General features: G+C 60.5%; 13 protein-coding genes. 5 read left to right on the forward strand and 8 right to left on the reverse strand.

Going from position 1 to position 15,847, the window contains the following annotated elements; all coding sequences use genetic code 11:
• Positions 1-22: 22 nt before the first annotated feature.
• Positions 23-1,606: a methyl-accepting chemotaxis protein gene (locus ACOAP0_RS14755; RefSeq protein WP_498377009.1), complete on the forward strand. Its 1,584-nt coding sequence runs from the start codon at positions 23-25 to the stop codon at positions 1,604-1,606.
• On the opposite strand, the gene chrA is transcribed toward ACOAP0_RS14755, so the two are convergent.
• A complete protein-coding gene (gene chrA / locus ACOAP0_RS14760) occupies positions 1,584-2,942 on the reverse strand; it encodes a chromate efflux transporter (protein ID WP_498377010.1) in 1,359 nt (452 codons plus the stop codon). The genes ACOAP0_RS14755 and chrA overlap by 23 nt on opposite strands.
• A gap of 119 nt (positions 2,943-3,061) precedes the next feature.
• Between chrA and ACOAP0_RS14765 the strand changes: the two genes are divergently transcribed.
• The 4 genes from ACOAP0_RS14765 (at position 3,062) to ACOAP0_RS14780 (ending at position 8,340) form a co-directional block, all read left to right on the forward strand.
• Positions 3,062-3,760, forward strand: a complete 699-nt coding sequence (locus ACOAP0_RS14765) for a glutathione S-transferase N-terminal domain-containing protein (protein WP_498377011.1) — start codon at positions 3,062-3,064, stop codon at positions 3,758-3,760.
• A complete protein-coding gene (locus ACOAP0_RS14770) occupies positions 3,757-4,143 on the forward strand; it encodes a response regulator (protein ID WP_498377012.1) in 387 nt (128 codons plus the stop codon). Before ACOAP0_RS14765 ends, ACOAP0_RS14770 begins: the two co-directional genes overlap by 4 nt.
• A 130-nt stretch (positions 4,144-4,273) precedes the next feature.
• Positions 4,274-6,253 carry a methyl-accepting chemotaxis protein gene (locus ACOAP0_RS14775; RefSeq protein WP_498377013.1) on the forward strand — a complete coding sequence of 660 codons (1,980 nt, stop codon included), beginning with the start codon at positions 4,274-4,276 and terminating at the stop codon, positions 6,251-6,253.
• A 59-nt stretch (positions 6,254-6,312) separates the two neighbouring features.
• Positions 6,313-8,340, forward strand: coding sequence for an ATP-binding protein (locus ACOAP0_RS14780; RefSeq protein WP_498377014.1), 2,028 nt, complete (start codon positions 6,313-6,315; stop codon positions 8,338-8,340).
• A gap of 72 nt (positions 8,341-8,412) precedes the next feature.
• On the opposite strand, the gene ACOAP0_RS14785 is transcribed toward ACOAP0_RS14780, so the two are convergent.
• From ACOAP0_RS14785 to ACOAP0_RS14815, 7 genes are read right to left on the reverse strand one after another with little or no spacing between them, the layout of a single operon-like run.
• On the reverse strand, positions 8,413-9,924 hold the full coding sequence (locus tag ACOAP0_RS14785) for a tripartite tricarboxylate transporter permease (protein WP_313866265.1): 1,512 nt from the start codon (positions 9,922-9,924) through the stop codon (positions 8,413-8,415).
• Positions 9,925-9,958: 34 nt separating this feature from the next.
• On the reverse strand, positions 9,959-10,447 hold the full coding sequence (locus tag ACOAP0_RS14790) for a tripartite tricarboxylate transporter TctB family protein (RefSeq protein WP_498377015.1): 489 nt from the start codon (positions 10,445-10,447) through the stop codon (positions 9,959-9,961).
• Positions 10,448-10,485: 38 nt separating this feature from the next.
• Positions 10,486-11,835 carry a class-II fumarase/aspartase family protein gene (locus ACOAP0_RS14795; RefSeq protein ID WP_498377016.1) on the reverse strand — a complete coding sequence of 450 codons (1,350 nt, stop codon included), beginning with the start codon at positions 11,833-11,835 and terminating at the stop codon, positions 10,486-10,488.
• A gap of 43 nt (positions 11,836-11,878) precedes the next feature.
• A complete protein-coding gene (locus tag ACOAP0_RS14800; protein WP_498377017.1) occupies positions 11,879-12,733 on the reverse strand; it encodes an HpcH/HpaI aldolase/citrate lyase family protein in 855 nt (284 codons plus the stop codon).
• A 7-nt stretch (positions 12,734-12,740) separates the two neighbouring features.
• Entirely contained in the window at positions 12,741-13,922 is a 1,182-nt protein-coding gene (locus ACOAP0_RS14805; protein WP_498377018.1) for a CaiB/BaiF CoA transferase family protein, read from the reverse strand.
• A 21-nt stretch (positions 13,923-13,943) separates the two neighbouring features.
• Positions 13,944-14,801: an HTD2 family dehydratase gene (locus ACOAP0_RS14810; protein WP_498391448.1), complete on the reverse strand. Its 858-nt coding sequence runs from the start codon at positions 14,799-14,801 to the stop codon at positions 13,944-13,946.
• A 17-nt stretch (positions 14,802-14,818) separates the two neighbouring features.
• Complete coding sequence (locus ACOAP0_RS14815; RefSeq protein WP_498391450.1) at positions 14,819-15,787, reverse strand: Bug family tripartite tricarboxylate transporter substrate binding protein; 969 nt, start codon at positions 15,785-15,787, stop codon at positions 14,819-14,821.
• Positions 15,788-15,847: the final 60 nt, after the last annotated feature.

Genomic DNA, 15,847 nt, shown 5'->3' on the forward strand with positions numbered 1-15,847 from the left:
TGCTTCCACCCTTGAGGTTGCCATGCGCGTATCCACCCGGCTGTTTGTGTTGGTTGCCAGTCTGGCGGCCTTGTTATTGGTGATAGGCGGCTTTGGTGTTTATGGGGCGCGGCAGTCCAACGACGCGTTGCGCATGGTGTACCAGGAGCGCACGGTGCCCGCAGTGGCACTGGGGCAGATTGATGCGCTGACCTTCAGCAGCCGCATGCATGTGGCACAGGCCTTGGCCAACCCCTTGCCCGATGTGATTGCGTTCAGCGTCAAAGAAATTGCCGCCAACCAAAAACAAATCGCCAGTACCTGGGCCCAGTACCGCGAGCACCCGCTCGATGGAGAGGCTGAGGCTTTGGCCGCTGATTGGGAAAAAGCATTCAAAGCGTACGACGATCAAGGCCTCAAGCCCGCCGTGACCGCCTTGCTGGAGAACGACATCACCACCGCGCAGGCCGCCATGGTGGAGAAAATGACGCCCTTGTCTGCGCCCGTGAACCGCAGTATTCAGGCGCTGCAACAAATCCAGATTGAAGGCGCCAGGACGGAGTTTGAAGCCGCTGGCACCCGCTATCGTGCGTTGTGGTGGGGCAGTGTGGGTCTGATCGGTTTCGGGCTGCTCTGCGCCATCACGTTCGGATGGAGCACCGTGCGCAGCATCACCGCCCAACTGGGCTGCGAGCCGGCGCAAGCCAACGAGGTCGCGCAGCGCTTGAGCGCAGGCGATTTCAGCGCGGATTTGCGCACCGCGGCGGCCCCCCACAGCCTGATGGCACAACTCGGAGAGATGCAACACAGCCTGAGCGAGGTGGTGGCGCGTGTGCGCCAGTCGTCCGAAGCGGTGTCGGGTGCGAGTGTCGAAATCGCCTCCGGCAACCACGACCTCTCCAGTCGCACCGAGCAGCAAGCGGGGGCCATTCAGCAAACGGCCGCTTCCATGGAGGCGCTGGGCGATACCGTACGGGTGAATGCCCAACGCGCTGCGCGTGCAGATGAGTTGGCGCGCACTGCGTCCAACGCAGCCACCCAAGGCGGCGAAGTGGTCGCCAATGTGGTGAGCACCATGCAGGAAATCAACGACAGCTCGCGCCGCATTGTGGACATCATCAGTGTGATCGACGGGATTGCGTTCCAGACCAACATCCTGGCGCTGAACGCCGCGGTGGAGGCAGCGCGTGCCGGTGAACAAGGGCGGGGCTTTGCAGTCGTGGCCTCTGAGGTCCGTTCGTTGGCCGGTCGCTCTGCGGCTGCGGCCAAAGAAGTCAAAAGCCTGATCGACGCGAGCCTGGAGCGGGTGGAGCGTGGCAACGCGCTCGTGGCCAAGGCAGGGCAATCGATGTCGCAGGTGGTGGGCTCTATCCGCCATGTGACCGACATCATGGGCGAGATCAGCGCAGCCAGTACGGAGCAAAGCACCGGCGTGCAACAGGTGGGGCAAGCGATTGCGCTTATCGACCAGACTACGCAGCAAAACGCCGCCATGGTGGAAGAAATAGCCGCTGCGGCCAGCGGCCTGCGGCATGAGGCGCAGCAGTTGGTGGAGTCGGTGGCCTTCTTCAAACTGAGCAAGCAGCACCCCACACTGCAGGCACCTACAGTGCTCGCACTGCGCTGAGCGCCAGCCCCAAAAGGGCGCACGCAGCAATCACCTGCATCACGCTGCGCTTGTACTTGAAAAGCGCCACGCCCGCCGCAATGGCAATCGCGGCAGACACCGCGTCAAACCGGCCGGCAAAGCCCTGCGGCCACAGCAGGTGGTAGCCGAAGAACAGCGCCAGATTCAGGATCACACCCACTACGGCAGCGGTAATGGCAGTGAGCGGCGCGGTGAATTTGAGCTTGTTGTGGGTGGTCTCCACCAGCGGGCCGCCAGCCAGAATGAACACAAACGAGGGCAAAAAGGTGAACCAGGTCACCAGCGTGGCCGCCACGGCGCCGGCCAGAAACAGCTGGTCCGGCCCGAACACCGCTTTCACATAGCCCCCCACAAAACCCACAAAGGCCACCACCATGATCAGCGGGCCCGGCGTGGTTTCGCCCAAGGCCAATCCGTCCATCATCTGGGTGGGGGTGAGCCAGCCGTAGTGGCCCACCGCGCCCTGAAACACATAGGGCAGCACCGCATAGGCCCCGCCGAAGGTGAGCAGCGCGGCCTTGGTAAAGAACCAGCCCATCTGGGTCAGTGTGTGGTCCCAGCCGAACTGCAGGCTCAGCCAGCCCATGGGCAGTGCCCACAGCGCGGCACCACTTGCTACCACCACGCCGAGCCGGCTCCAACGAAAGAGCGCGTGCGCCGGTGTGGGGGTGTCGTCATCAATGAGCGCAGGGCCCTGGCTGGCCTTGCCAGCGCCGTGCCCGCCGCCCAGCTGAAACAGTTGCGGCGCCCAGCGCCCGCCCGCCCAGCCGATGGCAGCCGCAGACAGCACGATGAGCGGGAAGGGCAGCTGCAAGGCAAAGATGGCCACAAACGATGCCGCTGCAATCGCCCAGAGCGCGCCGTTCTTGAGGGCGCGCGAGCCGATGCGGTGAGCCGCCTGCACCACGATGGCCGTCACCGCCGGCTTGATGCCGTAGAAGATGCCCGCCACCCAGGCCACATCGCCATACGCGATGTACACCCATGACAGGCCCACCAGCATGAACAGCGAGGGCAGCACAAACAAGCCACCTGCCACCACGCCGCCCCAAGTGCGGTGCATAAGCCAGCCTATGTAGGTGGCCAGCTGCTGCGCCTCCGGGCCGGGCAGCACCATGCAGTAGTTCAGGGCGTGCAAAAAGCGCTTCTCGGAAATCCACCGCCTGCGCTCCACCAGCTCCTGGTGCATCATGGCAATCTGGCCTGCGGGCCCGCCAAAACTCACCCAACCCAGCTTCCACCAGAACAGCAATGCCTGCCAGAAAGAAACCGCCTGCGGTGTGTCGGGGGTGTGGGGAGGTTGAGTGCTTGGCATAAGGTTTGCGGTGCAGGCCCGGATCAGGCCAAGGTCAAAAGTTTAAGGCTTTTGGGCCTATGGCGCCCGTAGAATGTGCGCGAGCAGCTATCAAAAACAGAGCAATTTGGAATGTTCTTATGACGGATTTATCTACTTTTCCCATCACCGCCAAATGGCCCGCCCAACACCCCGACCGTCTGCAGCTGTACTCGCTGCCCACGCCCAACGGCGTGAAGGTGAGCATTGCGCTCGAAGAGCTGGGCTTGCCCTACGAGGCACACAAGGTCAACTTCCAGACCAACGACCAGACTACGCCGGAGTTCTTGTCCCTCAACCCCAACAACAAAATCCCGGCCATCCTGGACCCGCAAGGCCCCGGCGGCCAGCCGCTGGCGCTGTTTGAGTCCGGCGCCATCTTGATTTACCTGGCCGACAAAACCGGCAAGCTGCTACCTGCCGACCCTGCACAGCGCTACCAGGCCATCCAGTGGCTCATGTGGCAGATGGGCGGCCTGGGGCCCATGTTCGGGCAGCTGGGTTTCTTCCACAAATTCGCCGGCAAAGACTATGAAGACAAGCGCCCGCGCGACCGCTATGTCGCCGAGAGCAAGCGCCTGCTGGGCGTGCTGAACCAGCACCTTGCGGGCCACACCTGGTTGATGGGGGACGACTACACCGTGGCCGACATTGCCATCTTCCCGTGGGTGCGTAACCTGGTGGGGTTTTACGAAGCGGGCGATCTGGTGGGCTTTGCCGATTTCCCTGAAGTGGCCCGCGTACTGGCTGCGTTTGTGGCACGCCCTGCCGTGGTGCGGGGCTTGGCGGTTCCGGCATGAGTGCGCAAGCGCCGCACATCCTGGTGGTGGATGACAACCCCATTAACCGCATGATGGCCGCCCGCCTGCTCAAGGAGGCAGGTTGCACCGGCGTGCTGGTGGACGACGGCCTCAAGGCGCTGGCCGCCCTGCAGGCCCACCAGTTTGACGGGGTGCTGCTGGACGAAAGCATGCCCAACCTGGACGGTACCGGTGTGCTCAAGGAAGTGGCCAAGTGGCGCGCCACCGGCAAACTGGTGCCCCCCATCATGATGGTCACGGGCAACGATTTACCGTCAGATGTGGCCCGTTTCCGCGAACTTGGCGCCAAAGGGCTGATACCCAAGCCCCTTACTCGGGAAATTTTGCAACGTGGTCTCTTGTTGATAAGGCAAAAACCATAGGGGCAAACCCTGTTTCTTTTGAATCACATACATCACCCAAGGTGATTTAATCCACGTAAAGTTGTGTACGAATGAGTGTTGGTTGTCATAGTTTTTGCCTAGAGTGAGCCATCGTTTGGAGCCGTGATCAATGAATAAGACGTCCGCTAGCCTCGCCCTGCCTCCCCCTGCCAGCAAACCTGCCCCCATCGGCCTTTTTGGCGCGCATGGTATCTGGGCCTTGGGTGTCCACATCATGCGAAGCATCAACTTCGCAGCCAAGGCACTGATCGTTTCGTTCTTGTTCGCACTTCCCATTGCCTGGCTGTCGTGGAGCTATTTTTCGGCACAAAAGTCGGCCATCGACTTTTCCATGAAAGAGCGGGACGGCGTGCGCTACTTGCAGGCCGCAAGCCCGGTGCTGCAAAAGGCGCTGCAACTGCGGGCCACGCCTGCCGAAGCCAGTGCCCCGTTGGCGGATGCCATGGACAAGGCCTACGCCAACCTGGAAAAAGTGCAATCCGAGCTGGGTGACAGCCTGGGCACTGCCAGCGCATTCGATGCACTCAAGCAAGCGCGCACTGCCACCAAGAGCCAGGGTGGCGAGGCCTTGGAGCGCTTCATCAAAAACACGGCCCACATCCAGGCCTTGATCGCGGTCATGACCACCGCCACCGATGGCTCCAACTTGACCCTGGACCCGGACATTGACAGCTACTACGTGATGGACGCGGCAGCCTTCCGCCTGCCGGATCTGATGGAGCGCATCGGCCTGATCCGTGCGGCCGGCGCGGCTGCCTTGCGCGACGGCAAGCTCAGCCCCGAGTTCCGTAGTGCGATTGACAAGGCGCTAGCTATCTCGGAGTTTCACAAGGCCAATATGCTGGCAGGGCTGGGTAAGTCGATTCTCCAGAACTCAGAATTAAGTAATCGCATTCGTATAGAGGAGTCCAGAGACAGTACGCAAAAATTTCTAGATACCGTGAGCAACGGTCTCATGATGTCTGTTGAGCGCGACCCCGAGGGGCTCAAAACGTTTGTCGCCCAAGGTGATGCGGCCTTTGCAGCCCAGTCTGCATTGCTGGACCGCTTGCTGCCCATTCTGGACGAGTTGATTCAGAAACGGGTGGACGCAGCACAGCGTCAGGTCAACATCACCATCGCCATATTGATCGTGACCTTGTTGCTGGCGGGCTATGCTTTCTACACCTTCTATTTGGTCACTCGGGGCGGCTTGCGCTTGATCAGCCAGCACCTGCAGGAAATGGCCGAAGGCGATTTGCGGCGAGCACCCAGCCAGCCATGGGGCAAGGATGAACCTGCCGCAGTCATTGTGGACTTGCGCAAGGCGTACGACTCGCTGCACCTGTTGATCCGCAAGGTACGTCACTCTGCGCGCGACCTGACCGGCACCAGCGGCGAAATCGCGCGCGCCAGCCTGGATTTGTCACAGCGCACCGAATCCGCCGCAGCCGCGCTGGAGCAGCAGGCGGCCACGATGGAGGAGATTGGCTCCTCGGTGCAAGCCATGGCAGACAACTCCAAAGATGCCGCCGTGCTGGCCCGCGAAAACGCCAGCGTCGCGCAGAAGGGTGGCGAGGTGATCCGCGATGTCGTGTCGGTCATGAGTGCTATCAACAGTTCCTCGCAAAAGATCGGCGACATCATCTCGGTGATTGATGGCATTGCCTTCCAGACCAACATCCTGGCGCTCAATGCGGCGGTGGAAGCCGCCCGTGCCGGCGAGCAAGGCCGTGGCTTTGCCGTGGTGGCCAGCGAAGTGCGGGTGCTGGCCCAGCGCTCTGCGGCGGCGGCCAAGGAAATCAAGGATTTGATCAACACCAGCGTGCAAAACGTGGAGCAGGGCACCAAAGTGGTCAGCGGTGCCGGCCTGACCATGGACGAAATTCTGGGTAATGCCAAGCGCATTAACGACCTGCTCAATGAAATCGCTGTGGGTTCCCGCGAGCAGGCCAACGGCGTGAGCCAATCGGTATCCGCCATCCAGTTGCTGGAGCAGAGCACGCAACAAAACGCCGCTTTGGTGGAAGAAACCAGTGCGGCTGCCGGCGCTCTCAGCGACCAGTCGGACGGCCTGATGCGCGAAATTGCCAACTTCCGGGTCGTTTAGTAAGCAGTTCTTCAGTCTCGGAAGGTAATTTGATGGTTTTTCAACCAAGGCACTGAAGCATGGAAAAAGACAGCTTCCTCATCCGCCGAATGCGGGCGCTGTCTTTCAAAGGGAAGGCCAGGGTCGTCTTGGCGTTCTTCTCTGTGCCGCTGCTGCTTTTCACGGTGATCAGCACCGCGAGGTACCTGGAGGAGAGCAACACCCTGGCCGCGGAAGTTCGGGGCACACAAAGTCTCCGGCCACTGCTTCTGGACCAACTGAAGGCCGCTGACTTGGCTGGTGGCGCAGAGCCGATGGCCAGAGACGAGTGGCAGCGCCGTTCAATGGAGTTGGCCCGCATGGAGAAGGCGGCCTACCGTATCGGTGATGAATCCGGCCTGATTCTCGACACCGAACTGCACACCCTGTACCTGAGCCTGATCACGGTCCAGGTCATGCCCCGCCTGATCAATGCCAGTGCAGAGCTCAAAGCCATACAGCGCGGGGTAGCCAACCCACAGGGCCCCGCGTTTTGGGTGTCGGTGGTGTTGGGGCAAATCGATTCGCTGGAGCGCTACACCCGTACGGCGAACGACACCCTGGGTTTCACCACACTGGACACCGCTGCGATTCAGCCGGTCCGTCAGGCTTTGTTGGCGCTCAAGAACCCGGCTAATCAGGCCATTGGCCCGGGTCAGGATGCGTTGGTTGGCTTGCAGGGTTTTCTGGAGGCGAGGGTCCTGTTGGTTACCAACACCCTCGAGATTGCCTTGGCCAAGCGCCAGCGGGATTTGCTGTCCAGAAACCTGTGGCTGGCGTTTTTGGTTGGTTTCTCACTGCTGGCCTGTGTGGTCTGCTTCTACGTGTTTTACGAGGGTACGGTCCGCGACATCGAGCAACAGCGCAAGATCGACTCTGAGTTGCGGCACGCCAAGGTGAACGCAGAGCGTCTGAGTCAGGTGAAAAGTGAGTTTCTGTCCAACATGAGCCACGAGATACGCACGCCGATGAATGGCGTGCTGGGCATGCTGGAGTTGGCTAGGGGTTCCTCAGATGCCCAGGAGCAGCAGCATTACCTGGCTACGGCGCAAAACTCCGCAAATGCCTTGCTCAAGATCCTGAATGAGATTCTGGATTACTCCAAGCTGGAGGCTCACCACATGCAACTCGAGAGCAGTGCATGGGATCTGCGCGCGTTGCTTGAAGAGCTCAAGGTCGTCTACACCAACCGCTGCGTGCAGAAGCAGCTTGAATTCGCACTCCATCTCGATGCGCAGGTACCCCCATGTGTCGTGGGTGATGCGCTGCGAACCCGCCAGATTCTTACCAACCTGCTGGAGAACGCGGTCAAGTTCACCGAAGGTGGACATGTACACCTGAGTGTGCGGGTGGGCAAGTATTCCAAAGCGAAGGACACGCTGGTTTTTGAGGTCAAAGACACCGGTATCGGGGTGCCGCTGAATCAACAGGCCAGCATATTCAAGGCATTTGAGCAGGCAGATGCGTCCACCACGCGGCGCTTCGGCGGCACAGGCTTGGGGTTGAGCATTTGCGCGGAGCTGGCCCGCTTGATGCAGGGCGCTTTGACAGTGCGAAGCGCGCCCGGCCAGGGGAGCACCTTTTGTCTGGAAGTGCCCCTGCAGCCTGCCTTGGAGCCTGGTGGTGCCAATGCCAACTCGCCGGAGGCGCTAGCAGATCCCGCACCGCAAAAGTCGGCAGACGAAGTGCCAGTATTCAACAGGCCCTTGCTGGTGCTGCTGGTGGAGGACCACAAGGTGAACCAGATACTGGCCAAGACACTGCTCGGCCGGTGGGGGCATGCTGTGACCATTGCAGAGAACGGCCAAGAGGCCGTGGACATCTTCCCGACCAAGCCCTGGGATCTGGTTTTGATGGATCTGCAAATGCCGGTCATGGGCGGCAAAGAAGCTACCCTCCTGATTCGCCAGATAGAACCTGCCGGGCGCAGAACCCCCATCATTGCCCTGTCAGCCAGCGCCTTGCATGAGGACCTCCTGGATTGCCAAAGCGCCGGGATGGACGACCATTTGGCGAAGCCGTACTCCGCTGCCAGCTTGGCCAATATGCTTCGCAAGCATACGGTTTGATGCAAAAAGAGCTGCTGGCGCACGTGGGATGTGCGCGAGCAGCTCCTGATTTCATAGCGGTCTGGCTTGAAATCAATCCTCCACAAACGCCTCTTCCCGCTTGGCCTTGATGGAAGGCAGCATCACCACCACCAGAAGAGCCAGCGCCGCCACCAACAGGCTGGCTGAGAGTGGCCGTGTCACAAACACACTCCAGTCGCCACGAGACAGCAACAGCGCCCGGCGCAAATACTCCTCCATCATCGGCCCCAGAATAAAGCCCAGCAAGAGCGGTGCGGGTTCTGTGCCCAGCTTGATGAAGAGATACCCGATCACCCCGAACAGACCCACCATCCAGATATCGAAGGTGTTGTTGTTGGTCGAATACACCCCGATCGCACAGAACAGCACGATAGAAGGGAACAACCAGCGGTAAGGCACGGTCAAGAGCTTGATCCAGATCCCGATCAAAGGCAGGTTCAGGATCACCAGCATCAGGTTACCGATCCACATGGAGGCAATCAGACCCCAGAAGAGCTCGGGGTTACTTGTCATCACCTGCGGTCCGGGCTGGATGTTGTGGATGGTCATCGCACCCACCATCAAAGCCATCACCGCATTCGGTGGGATACCCAGCGTCAGCAAGGGAATGAAAGAAGTCTGGCTTCCTGCGTTGTTCGCCGACTCAGGCGCGGCCACCCCGCGGATGTTGCCCTTGCCGAAAGGAACTTCACCGGGACGCAGCTTGGTCTTCTTCTCCAGGGTGTAGGCCGCAAAGGCCGCCATCACCGCACCACCACCGGGCAAGATACCCAGCACCGAACCCAGAGCGGTACCACGCAACACGGCGGGGAACATGTCCTTGAAGTCCTGTTTGGTAGGCAAGAGACCGGACACAGAAGCCGAGAAGACTTCACGTTCACTCTCGCTCTTGGCCAGATTGCTGATGATCTCGCCGTAGCCGAAGACGCCCATGGCGATCACGATGAAGCCGATACCGTCGGTGAGCTCAGGGATATCAAAGCTGAAACGGGCCACACCGGAGTTCACATCCGTGCCCACCATGCCCAGCAAGAGCCCCAACACAATCATGGCAATGGCCTTGAGCAGGGAGCCCGAAGCCAGCACCACCGCACCGATCAGGCCCAGAATCATCAGGCTGAAGTATTCGGCAGGGCCGAACTTGAAGGCCAGCTCGGTCAAGGGGCCTGCAAAGGCCGCCAGGATCAAAGTACCCACGCAACCGGCAAAGAAAGAACCCAAGCCCGCTGCAGCCAACGCAGGACCTGCGCGTCCGTTACGGGCCATCTGGTAACCGTCAATGACGGTCACCACCGACGACGACTCGCCGGGCAGGTTCACCAGAATGGCGGTGGTGGATCCACCGTACTGGGCGCCGTAGTAAATACCGGCCAGCATGATCAATGCCGCCACAGGAGGCAAGGCATAGGTGGCGGGCAGCAGCATCGCAATGGTGGCCAAGGGGCCGATGCCGGGCAGGACCCCGATCAACGTACCCAGCAGACAGCCGATGAAGGCGTAGATCAGGTTCTGGCCGGTGAAGGCCACACCGAAACCTAAGGAGAGGTGTTCAAAGAGTTCCATGTTGCAGTCTCAATAAGCCGTGATTAAGCGGTGATTAGGCCGTGAAGTAAGCAGGCCAGACGGGGAACTGCAGCTTGAGGAGAACGATGAAGGCCACATAGCTCAAGAGCGCCAGGATGGTGGCCAGCACGGCGACTTCCTTGAAGTTGTGTTCTTCACCTGCGTGGCTGGCGATGTAGGTGAGCAAATAGATGCCCACGATCAGGCCCAGGGGCTTCAAGCCAATCAAGGGCAGACCGCCGATGGATGCACCGAACACGAGGTTGGCGGCAATGATGAAGAACAGGGGTTTCCAGGCGAATTTGCCTATCTTGTCGCCGTCCGGCGTGGGGGTGATCATGCTTTTAACGGCAATGGCACAGCCCAGCACGGCGAGCAGGATGCCCAGAATGAGCGGGAAGTAGCCCGGTCCCATTTTTGCTCCGCTGCCCAGCGTGTACTGGCTGGCGCCGGCAGCAAAGCTGCCTCCCACCACCGTGAACATCAGTCCGGCAAAGAAGTCTTTTTGACTTTGGATTTTCACGTTATGTCTCGCTCGCTATTTTTGAAACGTGAAAGTTCTCAGTCCTTCAAAGAGTTCAGTACCCGCTCGACCATCACGCCAGCTTGACCGAGGTTGTTCATCGGATCGCAGAAGCCTTCCAGCTGTTCGCGGGTGACGTGTTTGTTGATCTCTGGGTGCTCGGCCAACAGCTCGATCAGATGGCGCTTTTGCTTGAGTGCTTCGCGGCATATGTCGTAGACCAGGTCGTGCGCGTACTCACGGCCGATGTAGGGGCCCATGCCCATCATCACGGCTTCGGACATGACGAGGCCATGGGTCATGTCGATGTTGCTGCGCATCTGGGCGGCGTCCACTTCCAGGCCTGCCAGGATGAACTTGGTTTGCTTGAGTGCGCCGGACATCAGGCAGAAGATCTCGGGCATGGCCACCCATTCAATTTCCCACGGGCCGGTGGAGCGCTCGTGGTCCGCCACCATGGCGTCCATCAGGGACGCGGCCAACTGGCGCACCACCGAGATGTTGGCGTGGATGTAGAGGCAGGAAATCGGGTTGCGCTTTTGCGGCATGGTGGATGACGAGCCACGACCGGGGGCATAAGGCTCGAACACCTCGGCCACTTCGGTTTGCATGAGCAGTTTCACGTCCATGGCGATCTTGCCCAGTGAGCCACCCACGATGCCGAGGAAGGCGCCCACCTCTGCAAAGTTGTCGCGTACGGTGTGCCAGGAGATCAGCGGTTGGCCCAGGCCCAGTTCCTTCATCAATCCGGCCTGTGTCTCCATGGCGCCGGTTTCCAGCGAAGACAAGGTGCCCGATGCGCCACCGAACTCGCCCACCAATACACGAGGTTTGAGTTGCTCCAAACGCTCGCGGTGTCGCTCAATGCCCGCGAGGATGCTGGCCATTTTGTAGCCGAAGGTGATGGGCGTGGCTTGCTGCAGGTTGCTGCGGCCGATGATGGGGGTGTCGCGGTGGGCTTTGGCCAACTTGGCCAGAGATGCCGAGATGTCTTTCAAGTCCGCTTCGACCAGGGCCAAAGCTTCACGGATCTGCAGCACGGCGGCGGTGTCGGTAATGTCCTGGGTAGTAGCGCCCCAGTGGCAATATTCGCCCAGCTTGTCGCGGCAGTTGGCGTTGATCTGGTTGACCACCGCAATGATGGGGTAGCCGATCTGCTCGGTTTTGGCCTTGAGCTTGACCCAGTCGATCTGGCTGAGTTCGCAGTTCTTCACGATTTCGTCAGCTGCTTCTTTCGGGATGATGCCCAGCTCGCCTTGCACTTTGGCCAGGGCGCGCTCGATGTCGAGGTATTTCGCAGTGCGGTTTTCGTCCGACCAGACTTGGCGCATCGCAGCGTCGCTGAACATGTCGGTGAAGATCTTGGAGTCGATGATGGTGGAAGACATTTTTTTATTCCTTCTGTTGAGACGTAATGAATTGGGATGCGACTCAAGCCGCAGCTTGTGAAAAGTGATGGAGGTCCAGGAGGCGCAATGCGCGCAGGTAGACGGGTCTGTCCACCATCTTTCCCTGTACCTGGAGCGCTCCGGTAGGGGCCAGGCCTGCATGGGCAGCATCCCATGCAGTGACAACTTCCTGCGCCCACTGGACTTCTTCAGGAAGAGGCGCCAGGGCGCGACGTACACCTGCCAATTGGGTGGGGTGGATACACATCTTGGCCCCGAACCCGATGCGTAAGGCTTCCTGCATGTCGGCTTGGGTGTGCTCAGCCAGAACCGAGGGCGTCACCCCCGCCACCGGTGCAGCAAGCCCTGCGGCCCGCGAAGCCAACACCAGCTGAGAGGCTGCCAGCGTGAGCGTAGGGCTGTCGGCGGGGATGTTCAGGTCCACCATCAGATCCAGTGCACCCAGCGCGAGCCGGGTGACTGATGCGTGGCTGGCGATGGATTGGCAGGCTATGACGCCGGCTGCGGTTTCCACCAAGGCGAGCAACTCTGTGTCAGCTTGCATGACGTCACGAACGGTTTGCAAGTCTGCAGTGCGTTCCGCTTTGGCCAGCATGACGCCGCAGGCGGGCAAAGTGCGCAGCAGGGCCTGGTCGTCGGCAAAAAAATCGCTGCGGGCGTCGTTGATGCGCACCATCAGTCGCTGCGGTGGCAAGTTGGTGGAGGCGGCGTGCATCCAGGTATGGATCGCCTGCCGTGCTGCAGCTTTGTCCGCAGGCGCAACCGCATCTTCCAGATCCAGGATGACGCGCTCTGCGTCGCTGGCCGCCGCTTTGGCAAAGCGCTCAGGGCGGTTGCCCGGAACAAACAGGTAGGTGTAGGGGGCTGCCATGTTCATGCGGCACTCAGACTGCACCTTCGGTGCGCAGGGCGTCTATCTGGGCAGTGCTGTAGCCCTGTTGCGCGAGGATGGCATCGGTGTGCTGGCCCAGGGCTGGCACCGGGTCCATGCGCGCTGCGCCGTGTTGCCAACTGCCGGGTGGTATGAGGGCCGGCACAGTGCCTTTGTCGGTTTCTACGGTGGTCCAGCGCTGGCGGGCTTTGAGCTGGGGGTGCTCCCAAACCTCTGCCATGGTGTTGACCTGGGCGTTGGCGATGCCGGCTTCTTCCAATCGCTGCGCCACATCAGCCGCGGTGAGACTGGAGAACGCTTGCAGGATCAGGGCAGACAGTTCTGCGCGCTGGGCACTGCGTTTGGCATTGCTGGAGAACCGCTCTTCGCTGGCGAGTTGCGGTTGCAGCAGCACCCTGTCGCAGAAGATTTTCCATTCCCGTTCGTTTTGCAGGCCCAGCATGACGGTCTTGCCATCACCGGCAGCAAAGGGCCCGTAGGGATAAATGGTGGCGTGGCTGGCACCTGTACGCGCCGGAGGAGTCGCACCTTCAAACGCGTAGTACAGCGGGTAGTTCATCCATTCCCCTAGCGCCTCCAGCATGGAAATGTCGATGCGTTGCCCTTGGCCGGTTTGCTGGCGGTGCATCAGTGCGGCCAGGATGTTGGTGTAGGCATACATACCGGCGGCAATGTCGGCAATCGACGGGCCGGCTTTGGACGGCGTGTCGGGGGTGCCGGTGACGGAGACGAAACCGGCTTCGCTCTGGATCAAGAGGTCGTAGGCTTTTTTGTCGCGATAGGGGCCATCGCTGCCGTAGCCGGAGATATCGCAGACGATGATGCCGGGCTTGACCTTGGAGAGCGCCTCATACGACAAGCCCAGCCGTGAGGCAGCGCCGGGCGCCAGGTTCTGCACCACGACATCAGCTTCTTCGAGGATGAGGCGCATCAGGATTCTTTGCGCTTCCTCGTGTTTGACGTCCAAGGTCAGGCTCTCTTTGGAGCGGTTAGTCCAGACAAAGTGCGAGGCCAAGCCACGCACACGTTCGTCGTAGCCCCGGGCAAAGTCCCCGGTGCCGGGGCGTTCAATTTTGATGACACGGGCTCCCATGTCGGCCAGCTGGCGGGTGGCAAATGGAGCCGCAATGGCGTGTTCCAGCGTGACAACGGTAATGCCTTGGAGTGGTTGCATAGCGATGAAGAAGGTCAGGTGTCAGGCGAGCGTGGCAGTGGCATCCATGGTCAGAAACCCTTCATGGTCTCTGCCCCAGAGGCGCACCGTCTTGCCGTCTGCAGACGGCTCTCCGTGTACAGAGAAGGGGTGAATGTCAAACGTGGGTCGTACGGCCTTGAATTCGAAATGGCTGACCACCGCATCGGGCTTGTTGCTGCGTAACAGGTCCATCAGCAAGGTGGCAATCAGCGGGCCGTGAACGATGAGGCCGGGGTAGCCCTCGACTTCGGTGACGTATTTGCGGTCGTAGTGAATGCGGTGGCCGTTGAATGTCAGCGCGGAGTAGCGGAACAAGAGCACGTCGTCCGGCACGATGCGGCGCTCCCACTCAGAGCTTGCGGGGGCCAGTGTGGGTGCGGGCACCACGTCATCCGGCTTGGGAGCATCGCGGTAAACGATGTTGTGGTGCTCGGTGAGTGCCGGTTGGCCTTCCCCATTGCGGCGGATTTCGTGGCGCACCTTCACAAAGATCAGGTTGCCGGTACGTCCGGATTTTTCCTTCACGTCCACGATGGTGGATTTGCGTCGGAGCGAGTCACCAAGAAGCAAGGGTTGGTGAAAGGTGAAATCGCTGCCCGCCCACATCCGGCGAGGCAGGGGCACAGGTGGCAAGAAGCTGCCACGCTTGGCGTGCCCGTCGGCGCCGATTTCTGATTGGGCGACCATGGGCAGGAAGTACAGCCAGTGCCAGAGGTACGGCAGAGGCGTCCCTTTAGGGGGGCGTTGTCCTGCCAAGGGTGCGGGCCAGTCCAGGGTGGCGGACAGCGCTGCGTAGGGCGTCGCAGTCGCGATGTCGTCCACGGTCTCGCTGCGGCCGATCCAGTCTTGCAAATTCATGGTGCGCGCTCCCCGGCTCAATCGATTTGAATCTTGGCCGCAGTCACTACAGCTTTCCAATGGGCAGCTTCTTTCTTGACGAATGCTTTGAGCTGGTCAGGAGTGCCTGTTTCGACTTCTGCGCCCTGGTCCTCGATCTTCTTCTCGGTCGCCTTGTCGTTCAGGATGGCATTCATTTCCTTGTTGAGCTTGTCGATGACGGCCTTGGGCGTTTTGGCTGGTGCAAACATCGCGTACCACTGCGACATGTTCACGTTGGCAATGCCTTGCTCAGCCAGCGTGGGGAGTTCGGGCATCACGATGGAGCGCTTTTCACCGGCAATGCCCAGGGCGCGGAGCTTGCCGCCCTTGACTTGGGGGTAGGCGGTAAACATGCTGGGAAACATCAGTTGGGTGCTGCCTGCAATGGTGTCCACGACGGCGGGCGCAGAGCCTTTGTAGGGAATGCCCTGAATCTCCAGGCCGGCAGACATGCGGAACAGCTCGCCTGCAATGTGGGGGGCGGTGCCATTGCCCGCGCTGGCGTAGTTGAAGGTGTTGGGCTTGGCTTTGATCAGCTGGACCAGCTCTTTGGCATTTTTGGCGGGCACGTTGTTGTTCACCACCAGCACGGTCGGAGAGGCGGCAATCATGCCGATAGCCTCAAAGTCGGTGACCGGGTCGTACTTCAGCTTTTGCAGGGCCGGGTTGATGCCATGTGTGGCGATGTAGCCGAGCATGATGGTGTACCCGTCCGGCGCAGCCTTGGCGACATATTCAGATGCGATGGCGCCGCCCGCACCGGCTCTGTTTTCCACAATCACCGGTTGGCCTAGCTTGGCACTGAGGCCCTGGCCGATGATGCGGGCGATGGCGTCATTGGCGCCGCCTGCAGCCGTCGGGACCACGATGGTGATGGCTTTTTCAGGCCATGCTTGGGCAAGTGCCTGGGCAAGCGGTGTCAACAGTGCGCCGAGGGCGACTGTCGCGGTGAGCAAATTTTTCATGGGCATAGCCTTGTCTCCAGATCGTTATGGAGCAGATGTTGCGCTTCGCCGGTCGTTTTG

Source organism: Curvibacter sp. Hmag1.1 (assembly GCF_059769165.1).

What these genes read in the sequence shown, in the direction of transcription:
- ACOAP0_RS14755 (WP_498377009.1), top strand. Translation starts at nt 23, where the DNA reads ATGCGCGTATCCACCCGGCTGTTTGTGTTGGTTGCCAGTCTGGCGGCC.
- chrA (WP_498377010.1), bottom strand. Translation starts at nt 2,942, where the DNA reads ATGCCAAGCACTCAACCTCCCCACACCCCCGACACACCGCAGGCGGTT.
- ACOAP0_RS14765 (WP_498377011.1), top strand. Translation starts at nt 3,062, where the DNA reads ATGACGGATTTATCTACTTTTCCCATCACCGCCAAATGGCCCGCCCAA.
- ACOAP0_RS14770 (WP_498377012.1), top strand. Translation starts at nt 3,757, where the DNA reads ATGAGTGCGCAAGCGCCGCACATCCTGGTGGTGGATGACAACCCCATT.
- ACOAP0_RS14775 (WP_498377013.1), top strand. Translation starts at nt 4,274, where the DNA reads ATGAATAAGACGTCCGCTAGCCTCGCCCTGCCTCCCCCTGCCAGCAAA.
- ACOAP0_RS14780 (WP_498377014.1), top strand. Translation starts at nt 6,313, where the DNA reads ATGGAAAAAGACAGCTTCCTCATCCGCCGAATGCGGGCGCTGTCTTTC.
- ACOAP0_RS14785 (WP_313866265.1), bottom strand. Translation starts at nt 9,924, where the DNA reads ATGGAACTCTTTGAACACCTCTCCTTAGGTTTCGGTGTGGCCTTCACC.
- ACOAP0_RS14795 (WP_498377016.1), bottom strand. Translation starts at nt 11,835, where the DNA reads ATGTCTTCCACCATCATCGACTCCAAGATCTTCACCGACATGTTCAGC.
- ACOAP0_RS14800 (WP_498377017.1), bottom strand. Translation starts at nt 12,733, where the DNA reads ATGAACATGGCAGCCCCCTACACCTACCTGTTTGTTCCGGGCAACCGC.
- ACOAP0_RS14805 (WP_498377018.1), bottom strand. Translation starts at nt 13,922, where the DNA reads ATGCAACCACTCCAAGGCATTACCGTTGTCACGCTGGAACACGCCATT.
- ACOAP0_RS14810 (WP_498391448.1), bottom strand. Translation starts at nt 14,801, where the DNA reads ATGAATTTGCAAGACTGGATCGGCCGCAGCGAGACCGTGGACGACATC.
- ACOAP0_RS14815 (WP_498391450.1), bottom strand. Translation starts at nt 15,787, where the DNA reads ATGAAAAATTTGCTCACCGCGACAGTCGCCCTCGGCGCACTGTTGACA.